At 53.6% G+C, this 9,198-nt stretch carries 9 protein-coding genes; 2 read left to right on the top strand and 7 right to left on the bottom strand.

Annotated elements, in window-relative coordinates; all coding sequences use genetic code 11:
* Positions 1-729: 729 nt before the first annotated feature.
* The 4 genes from ABQ298_08695 to ABQ298_08710 form a co-directional block, all read right to left on the bottom strand.
* Positions 730-1,518 (bottom strand): FkbM family methyltransferase, encoded by a 789-nt coding sequence (locus ABQ298_08695; GenBank protein MEQ9824446.1) that lies wholly within the window; start codon positions 1,516-1,518, stop codon positions 730-732.
* Positions 1,519-2,265: 747 nt separating this feature from the next.
* Positions 2,266-3,243 carry a hypothetical protein gene (locus tag ABQ298_08700; GenBank protein ID MEQ9824447.1) on the bottom strand — a complete coding sequence of 326 codons (978 nt, stop codon included), beginning with the start codon at positions 3,241-3,243 and terminating at the stop codon, positions 2,266-2,268.
* A gap of 103 nt (positions 3,244-3,346) precedes the next feature.
* Entirely contained in the window at positions 3,347-4,513 is a 1,167-nt protein-coding gene (locus ABQ298_08705) for an aminotransferase class I/II-fold pyridoxal phosphate-dependent enzyme (protein ID MEQ9824448.1), read from the bottom strand.
* Between the two features lie 75 nt (positions 4,514-4,588).
* Complete coding sequence (locus ABQ298_08710) at positions 4,589-5,071, bottom strand: Lrp/AsnC family transcriptional regulator (GenBank protein ID MEQ9824449.1); 483 nt, start codon at positions 5,069-5,071, stop codon at positions 4,589-4,591.
* 168 nt (positions 5,072-5,239) lie between these two features.
* On the opposite strand from ABQ298_08710, the gene ABQ298_08715 reads away from it, so the two are divergent.
* Entirely contained in the window at positions 5,240-6,298 is a 1,059-nt protein-coding gene (locus ABQ298_08715) for an NAD-dependent epimerase/dehydratase family protein (GenBank protein ID MEQ9824450.1), read from the top strand.
* Positions 6,299-6,390: 92 nt separating this feature from the next.
* On the opposite strand, the gene cdd is transcribed toward ABQ298_08715, so the two are convergent.
* The 3 genes from cdd to raiA form a co-directional block, all read right to left on the bottom strand.
* Positions 6,391-6,810, bottom strand: coding sequence for a cytidine deaminase (gene cdd / locus ABQ298_08720; protein MEQ9824451.1), 420 nt, complete (start codon positions 6,808-6,810; stop codon positions 6,391-6,393).
* A gap of 44 nt (positions 6,811-6,854) precedes the next feature.
* A complete protein-coding gene (aroQ, locus tag ABQ298_08725) occupies positions 6,855-7,286 on the bottom strand; it encodes a type II 3-dehydroquinate dehydratase (protein MEQ9824452.1) in 432 nt (143 codons plus the stop codon).
* 97 nt (positions 7,287-7,383) lie between these two features.
* Positions 7,384-7,755: a ribosome-associated translation inhibitor RaiA gene (gene raiA / locus ABQ298_08730; protein MEQ9824453.1), complete on the bottom strand. Its 372-nt coding sequence runs from the start codon at positions 7,753-7,755 to the stop codon at positions 7,384-7,386.
* Between the two features lie 72 nt (positions 7,756-7,827).
* Between raiA and ABQ298_08735 the strand changes: the two genes are divergently transcribed.
* Entirely contained in the window at positions 7,828-8,640 is an 813-nt protein-coding gene (locus ABQ298_08735; protein MEQ9824454.1) for an SDR family NAD(P)-dependent oxidoreductase, read from the top strand.
* Positions 8,641-9,198: the final 558 nt, after the last annotated feature.

The following is a 9,198-nucleotide window of genomic DNA, read 5'->3' on the forward strand; positions in this document are numbered from 1 at the left end:
CTCCGACGAGTTTTAAGCCCATTCTCGATAGCAGAGCCTTCGCAGCCCTCGTCCCCGAAAGAAACTTGCACCAAACCCATAAATCGAACATCAAACTCATCAAGCCACCTCGAGTTTCAACAATAAATGGGACACCCCCTCTCATCGATGGCAGATTTGTTCGAATTGAGGAGTAAAATTTTAATGCCATAGGTTTCCGCAATCGAAATCAAATACGGTTCCAATCGGATAAAGTCTCCGGTTTTTCGATAGAACCGGTCCATGAGTTCCGCAGTCACCTGTTGCATCGGAAGTGTTTGTAGGAAATCCTCTGAAATGTTGAGAATGCTGCATATTTCAGAAATCCTGTCCCGACGAGAAGCATCTAGCGTCCAGGGCGCGTGGGTGGGTTGTTGAATTTCCGGTGAATGGGGTGATGGATTCTCCAGAATCAGCAGGTCAATTTCGCCAAGAATTCCTACGATCTGTTCGATCAAGGGATCATTCCTCGCGACAACGTGGGTGACACCGAGGACTCTGAATTCCTCCGCCAGAGTAGGCTCCACATTGATGCAAATCGATTCGAAGTTTGATCCAAAGACAGACAGAAATGGGAGGATGGATATAACGAACCATGCTCCTCGTTTTTGTGTGAGACCGAGTTGCTGAATGGATTTCATGTGGTATCAACTTGGATAGAATGGGGACTCCAAATCACTCCAAGGTACACGACGAAGATGGCTAGTGGCACTAATTGAGTGCCACTTGGATTCTTTCAGAAACAACCCGGACGATGTCTCTCTTGCAAAATTTATCTTCCGCAAAACCTATCTGGAACCCTTCGAGTTGATGAAGCAGTTTTATAAACTCAGGCATATCGTAACATCCCCAGTGAAACTCGATTACCATCGCGTCAATGATTGCGAGCGTTTCTGGGGTGAGGCTCTTTAATATACCGAATTCGGCACCTTCGCAGTCCATTTTTATCAACCGTATGTGTTGGATGTTTTTGGAGCGAATGAAATCCGGCAACGTGATCGAATCGACTTCAGATGTTTTCTGAACATGGATCGCGTGACGGTGAATGATTGAATTTTTTCCACCACCCATGGTGTCCGATTCATAAAATTTGAGGGTTCCCGACGAATCGCTTACCGCTTTCTTGAAGAGGCGTATTTGTGGCTGTTTGCGATTTGTCTCAACATTGCTTTGGAGGAGATCGAAATTTTCATCACTCGGTTCAAACGCGTAAACCTGGCATCCCTTGGTGGCTGCATAGAGCGAAAATGCTCCGTGATTGGCTCCGATATCGATGACGACGTCGTTGGGGGAAAGTGAAAATCTCGGAATATCATAGTCTTTATCATGCCACACTTCACTTGCCATTCTCACGGCTCCACATCGTGTCTCCAACCGTATCTTGGTATTCCGGTCGGTGATTTTGCAGCGCATTCCAGGAGAGCGAAAGCGATTCGAAAAAGCGCTGACTGGATTCTGAAATTTCTGAGTGTATTCGATGAACCTGGTAATGGAATTCATGCTGAGGTGGAGGTTTGTTTTTGCACCATTTAGTGAAATGAATGCAGCTTGAGAAGAGGCTGTCTTGGGAGATCAGGAATTCAAGTCTTTTCTCCGGTAGGAGTGTGGACGGAAAAATCCAATGCGCGCATGGAGCGCACCGTTGGCGCTCAGGATTGATTTTTGGATCGGTTACCTAGGCCGATGGCCCAGGCTGGGATGGGACGGGGCCTTGCCCCTGAAATGAAGCCGGACGTGAAACTCCAGGGGAAACGACGTGACACCTCAGTCGACGTCTTCCTCGGACCTTGCATTGGGTTAGTCCTGTTGTCCGCTCAATTTTTTGAATCTGGTGAGTTCATGCGCTATGAAAACAGTGACCATCATGCAGGCCCAACACAATTGTTTTCGCACTGCAACGTGGGTCCGAATTCTTATCCCGACTTGTCGGGACTACGGGGGGGATCTTGTCCTGTAGCCATGTTCGGGAGAACATGGACAATGCGGGTGGCCGGGACGTGTTTGCCACTGCAACGTGGATCCGAATTCTCATCCCGACTTGTCGGGACTACGGATGTGAGGTGTTGAGGATGGGGTCCGAATTCTGCCGAATTCAGGTACGGAGGGATCTTGTCCTGTAGCCATGTTCGGGAGAACATGGACAATGCGGGTGGACGGGACGGGTTTGCCACTCCAACGTGGGTCCGAATACTTCCGAATCCGGCTACGAGGATGGGGAGCTTGAGGAGATGTGAGGGGTGGGGCGAGTTACGGTTCGGAGCCGAGGAATTCGAGTTCGCCGATTTCGACCCGCTCGCGTGTGAGGTGGCGGTTGAGACGTTTGCTCTCTTCTCCGAACAGGCGGCTGCTGGCGAGGGCCATGTTCAGGAGTTCCTCATCAAAGCTGCGACCCTTGGCCCGGATGCTGAAACGCGTGGTCCAAAGCAGATCGCGTTCTTTGTGTTTCCAGAGTTTCTGGAAATCGTAGGCCTGGAGAATGACAAAATAGCGAGGGGATTCGAGTTCGTCGATGAGATCATTGCGGTAGGTGCGCAGGGGGCCATCGACGCCGAGAATGTTGTTGGTGTAGTAGAGTTCTGGAGTATAGCCAAGCAGGCGCGCGTTGTAGGCATTGGCTTCGGTCCGAGCATCACGCTCCATCTTCTGCAGCATGAGACCCTGTTGCATTTCCAGCTCCGCCATGGTAATCATCGACGTTTCGGCACTGGTGAGTTCGGATTTGTCGGGTGAAAGGTTTCCGGAACTGCTACGCGAGAAGTTTTTCTGCCAGGAATTGGAGTTTTCGCGCTTTGCAATGAGAGAACTGATCATGCTCAGGGTTGAACTCATGTTGTCGAGTGCCAGGCCCTCAATGCCAAGGCTTTGCGGAATCGTCTTGCCCCAGCTCACAAGAATCAAGAGGTCGGTTTCTTCCGGACTTGGGGTTGGCTGGTAGTCGGCCTCTGCGAGGGCAGTGCTGAGAATCTGTCCCATTTCCCGGAACGACAGACGGTTGAGAGAGGCGTCGTTTTCGGAGGCATCGAGCAGCATGCCCTTGCCAAAGGCGTAGGTTTCGACCTCATAGCGGCCGGAAGGCAGCATCGTTCGTTCGTAGTGAGGACTGACCTCGGCATAGGTTGCCGTGGGAGCGGGCCGATTTGCAATCAGCGGGCCAGCCAGGCTAAGGCTTGCAAGGAGCGACACGCCGAGCGCGCGCAGGCAGATGACAGAGGGGTAGAGGTTCATCGGGATAAACTGTTGGCTTTAAGACAGCGTATCGAATGCCCCGGAGATTGCAAGCAAACTGTCAGTGCTTCTGCATTCCTTGTTTTTGCCTCAGCTCAGGGAATCAGCTGTTGACGAATTGATCAATGCGGTCACAGGCAATCATGAGGTTTTCGTAACTCGTGGAAAAAGCTGCGCGCACAAAACCTTCCCCGTCTGGACCGAATGCGGTTCCCGGAACCAGTGCCACGTTTTCCTGTTCGAGCAGTTCGGTTGCAAAAGCCTTGGAGTTTTTCCCGGTGGGGCGAATATCGGGGAAGACATAAAAGCTGCCGCCGGGGCTGTGACAGGGCAATCCGATAGCATTGAGCCGGTCGACCAGAAAATCCCGTCGACGATGGTATTGCTCCTTCATCTTGGTAACACTGGGTGCGCCGTGACGAAGGGCTTCGATGGCAGCCTCCTGACTCAGGATGGGCGCACAAAGCATGCTGTACTGGTGCACCTTCATCATGGCGTCGATGAGCGGTCGGGGTCCGCAGGCGTAGCCGATGCGAAAGCCGGTCATGGCGAATGCCTTGGAGAAGCCGTGTAGCAGCAGGGTGCGCTCCTGCATACCGGGCAGAGTGGTAATGCTGGTGTGACTGCCGTCAAATGTGAGTTCGGAATAAATTTCGTCGCTGATCACGAGCAGATCCTTCTCGATCGCAAATGCGGCAATCTGTTCGAGAACCTCTGCGCTGGCGGTGCCGCCGGTGGGGTTGGTTGGAAAATTGAGGACCAGCACCTTGCACTCCGGTGTCCAGGCAGCCCGCAGGTCCTTTGGGTCGAGCGTGAACGCATTGGAAGCGGTGGTGGCGACGCCCACTGCCTCGGCGTGCACGAGTTGGATGCTCGGGCTGTAGGAGACGTAACACGGCTGATGGTAGAGCACCTTTTCGCCCGGATTCATGAGTGCGCGCAGGGCGAGGTCAAGGGCTTCGGAGACTCCGACGGTTACCAGTACTTCGCCAGCGGGATCGTAGCTGACCCCGAAAAATCCCTCTACATACTTTGAGATCTCCTTTCGAAGCTGCAGCAGCCCCAGATTGTCGGTGTAACTGGTGCGACCGCGCTCAAGCGCATACCACGCGGCTTCGCGAATGTGCCAGGGGGTGACGAAGTCGGGTTCTCCAATGGCGAGCGAAATTGCCTCGGGGCGCTGGGAGACCAGCGCAAAAAAATCGCGAATGCCTGACTTGGGCAGGCTACTGACATGGCGGGCGACAAATCGGGATGAATCGAAATTCATGGCATCTGGGATCGGGAACAAATGGGCAGGATGGATACACCTCTCTGGAATTCAGCGAGAGAGTTTGGCGCGTGCTCAGGCACTGACAGCTGGCTTGTCGGGAGAAATGTCAGTTTTGACCAGTTCAAATCCCTGTTCCTTGTAGGCGCGCAGCAGGAAATGCGTACCGGTGGACAGTACTCCATCCATGGGTGCCAGCTTTTGGGAAATGAAATTGGCAACCTGGTGCAGGCTTGACCCCGTGACAATGGCCAGCAGGTCGTAACCTCCCGACATGAGGTAGCAGCTCTCGACCTCATCGAAGCGTGAAATGCGCAGTGCCATGCGGTCAAAGCCGCCATCGCGCTCGGGGCGAATCTTGATCTCAATCACGGCTCGTACCTGCTCTCCATCGAGTTTCTCGGGATTGATGATCGGACGCCACCCGAGCAGGATACCGGCTTTGCGAAGGTCGTCGAGTTCCGACTCAATGGCCTGTTCGCTGGTTTGCAGGACTGCGGCCATTTGCTCGGTGCTGAGTTTTTCCCCTTCGAGAATGAGATTGAGCAGTTTTTTCATATCGAAAGGCTGAATCTGAACTTCCTCATCTGAAAGTCAAGGGTGGAGCAGGGTGCCCATGCGGGGAAAACTGGAATTTTGGGTTGTGAATCGAAATGGGAATCGCTGTACTGGGTTACTCGGGCATGTGTGTCCCTGATGGGGCGGAAGAATGCCGGCAATGACAACATGAGAGTTTTGCTAACAGGAATCGCGGGATTTATTGGCTCGAAAACAGCCGAGATGCTGCTGGAGAAGGGGCACGAAGTCATCGGGTTGGACAACCTGAACGACTACTATGATGTGCGTTTGAAACTGTACCGACTGCACTGTCTTGCTGTGCGAGCGGGGGCCGACCAAGGTACCCTGGAGATGCTGCAGGGCTACCGTTCTGAAGCGCCGATTGTGGAACCGCTCGAACTTCAATTTGAGACGGGCAAGCTATGTTATCACACCGCTGAGGTGGATGATCTGCAAGCCCTGCTGTCGATTGTGGGGGAGAAACCGATTGATGCGGTGATTAACCTCGCTGCGAGGGCGGGGGTTCGGTACTCCCTCGAAAATCCGCATGTGTACATGGCAACCAACGCGGACGGTACGCTGAAACTGCTGGAACTGATGCGCTTGAAGTCCATTCCCAAGCTGGTGTTGGCGTCCACCTCGTCACTGTATGCGGGCCAACCCATGCCGTTTCTCGAGACACTGCCAGTCAACACCCCCATCTCTCCCTACGCAGCGACCAAAAAAGCGGCGGAAGCAATGGCCTACACCTACCATCACCTGTATGGTGTGGATGTGTCGGTGGTGCGGTATTTCACCGTGTATGGTCCGGCGGGACGTCCGGATATGGCACCCTATCGCTTCGTCAAATGGATTCACGAAGGCACACCCATCCTGTTGTATGGGGATGGGGAGCAGGCCAGGGACTTCACCTACATCGACGACATTGCACGGGGAACACTCGCTGCGCTGAAGCCTGTGGGCTATTCGATCTTCAATCTGGGCGGGGGCAACAATCCGGTGACGATCAATACAACAATTCGTTGGCTGGAGTCGTTTTTTCAGACCACTGCGACACTGGACCGGCGACCCTTTCACAAGGCGGACATGACGGTTACCTTTGCGAACATTGACAAGGCAAAGCAGGAACTGGGCTGGGTGCCGACCATGGACGTGAAAGAAGGGTTTCATCGCACAGCGCAGTGGTATCTTGACCAACATGCGTGGCTGAAGCATCTACCCGTGTGAGGCTGGGGAAAACCCTTTGATCGTTCACACGGTGGACTGACTGCGCAGCGGTGGGGTATCGCGATTCGACAACAGGCATGTAGCCTGCGCTTTCAGGTTTTCACGCTCCAGAATTTGAGGTGAAAAGGCTTGGGCAGCAGATCCCGCAATTCCATTTGTTGCTGAATACCACCCAAATTGGCCAGGTAGAGCTTGAAACTGGGCTGGCAGAACTCTGCCATCGCCTGTAGGCAGAGTCCACAGGGCGGTGAGGGCGGATCGGAATCGGTGACGATGACAATGAATTCGGGGTCGATTTCCCGGTAGCGGGCAATGGCGTGAAAGAAGGCATTGCGCTCGGCACAGATGGTCAGCCCATAGCTGGCATTTTCGACGTTGCAGCCGGTGACCAGCTCCGGCTGATTGCGCAGTTTGATGGCGGCTCCGACCTTGAATTCGGAGTAGGGAGCGTGGGCATTTTCCCGCACTTTTCGGGCGGCTTCATAAGCAAGTTTCAGGCTGGTGGAATCCATGGCCATAGCGTATTTAAGGGGTGACCGTGCGGTTGGTGGGGGATTCAGCGGCTGAGGAAGTCCAGCGCGTAGTGATAACCCTGCAGACCCATGCCTGTGATGACAGCAACGCAGGCCTTCCCGGTGAGCGTGTGATGGCGGAACGATTCGCGCTGATAAATCTGCGAAATGTGCACTTCCACGGTTGGGATCTGGCTGGCCTTGATGGCATCCATGAGCGCGATGCTCGTGTGGGTGAGTCCGGCAGCGTTGAGGATGCAGCCCTGGAAGCCTTCCTTGACTGCAGATTCAATGCGATCAATCAGAACGCCTTCGTGGTTGGATTGAAAGCATACAACACTGACGCCGAGGCGCGAACCCGCCTCCACGAGCTCCTGTTCGAGCTGAGCCAGTGTGGTGCTGCCGTAGATTTCCGGTTCTCTCAGGCCGAGCCGTCCAAGATTGGGGCCGTTCAGGACGAGGATGCGCTTACTCATGCCTGTTAGCATGGGTGGACGCCGGCAATTCTCAATGCAAAAAAAAATGCACCGGTCGAAACCGGTGCATTTGGGTTAAATTCTAAAATTGCCCGCATCAGGCCGCCGTCTGGGCCTTCGGAATCTCGGCTGGGATGTCGATTTCCTGTTTGAGTTTGCGTTTGGCAACCCGCAATCGCGATCGGCGTCGCAGCATGCGGTCGAGCTTGATCACCATCTGGTCAAGCGCACGGTAGAGTTCCCCATCTTTCTCTTTCACAATGAGGGGTTTACGGTTGATTTCAATATGTCCTTTTGCCCAGTATTCTTTTTGATTCGGAGTGATGTCATCGACCCCGAGTTCCACACGGATTCGCTGAATGCGCACTTCATGGTGGAACAGTTTTGCGGTCTTGCTTTCTACCATTTCCTTCATGCGCGAGGTCAGCTCCAGGTGGTTACCTGAGATGATGAGTTCATGTTTATTCATATATCTCCTTTGGTTTTTGGTTAGGAAAAAAGTCTCGCCAACACAGCCCTTGTAGAGGGATAAGCATAGGGCATGCGAGAACGGAAAAAAGGTGAGGATTTGACCACTACACTGGTGGTAACGGGAGGGTCTTCTGGAATCGGAAAAGAGTTCATCCGGCAGTATGGTAACCTTACCGGAATTGAACGGGTATGCAATCTATCCCGGTCGATTCCATCCGGATTCACAAATTTTAAACAATTCACCCACATTGAGGCGGATTTTGCGGATCCGGCGTCCTTTGCGGAAGCTCGAAAGCAATTGCTTGCATACCTGGAAACCCACCACCGCAACGGCGAAATCCTGCTGCTCAACAACAGTGGATTTGGGTCATTCGGGTTGTTTGATGCGGTGGATGTCGAGCGCGATGCTGCCATGATTGAAGTCAATGTAAAGGCTCCGGTAGTATTGACGGCGGAGCTGCTGCCGATGCTCAAAAAATTTGGGGGAACGGTTGTGAATGTCGCCTCGACCGCAGCATATCAGCCCACTCCCTTTTTTATCACGTACGGTGCAAGCAAGGCGTTTTTGGCGCACTGGAGCCTTGGCCTGTGGCGCGAGTGTCAGGGCAGCAAGGTGAAGGTGATTACGGTCTGTCCGGGTCCCACATCCACTGCGTTTTTTCACAACGCAGGACTGAGGGAAAAACCGGATGGCGGGCGCGGCATGACGGTGGAAAAAGTGGTTGCTATCATGATTCGAGCGATCCGGAAAGATCGGCCCCTTGTGATTACCGGGGGGATGAATCGTCTGATTGCGAGCATTGCGCAGCTATTGCCAAAATCATGGATCACCCGCCTGGCCTATCGTGCAATTGCCGCACAGAAGTTGGGAAAAGCAGGCTGAAGGTAGCGGGAGATTCGGAGCGTTAGCTTGTTTTCGCCCTCGAACGTGGGTCCGAATTCTTATCCCGACTTGTCGGGACTACGGGGAGGGATTTTGTGCTGTAGCCATGTTCGAGAGAACATGGACAATGTGGGTTTGCTGCGCTCTGGAGGGGGTAATTTTATCGCGAGCTGGAAGCTCCCGCTACCTTCAGCCAGTTGCGCGAACTCAGACTGGCTCCTTGCTTCTAGCTCCTCACTCCTTCCCCTCCTTCTTGCCTGAAGAAATGTAAAAAGGGTCAGTCTAATGTTCCATGATTTTGGAAGGTGAAGCAGTCCGAATCCGGCTACGGGGAGGAATCTTGTCCTGTAGCCATGTTCGGGAGAACATGGACAATGTTGGGTGGCCGGGGCGGGTTTGCCACTGCAACGTGGGTCCGAATTCTTATCCCGACTTGTCGGGACTACGGGGAGGAATCTTGTCCTGTAGCCATGTTCGGGAGAACATGGACAATGTGGGTGGCCGGGACGGGTTTGCCACTGCAACGTGGGTCCGAATTCTTATCCCGACTTGTCGGGA

Source organism: Puniceicoccaceae bacterium, assembly GCA_040224245.1.
GTDB lineage: Bacteria > Verrucomicrobiota > Verrucomicrobiia > Opitutales > JAFGAQ01 > JAKSBQ01.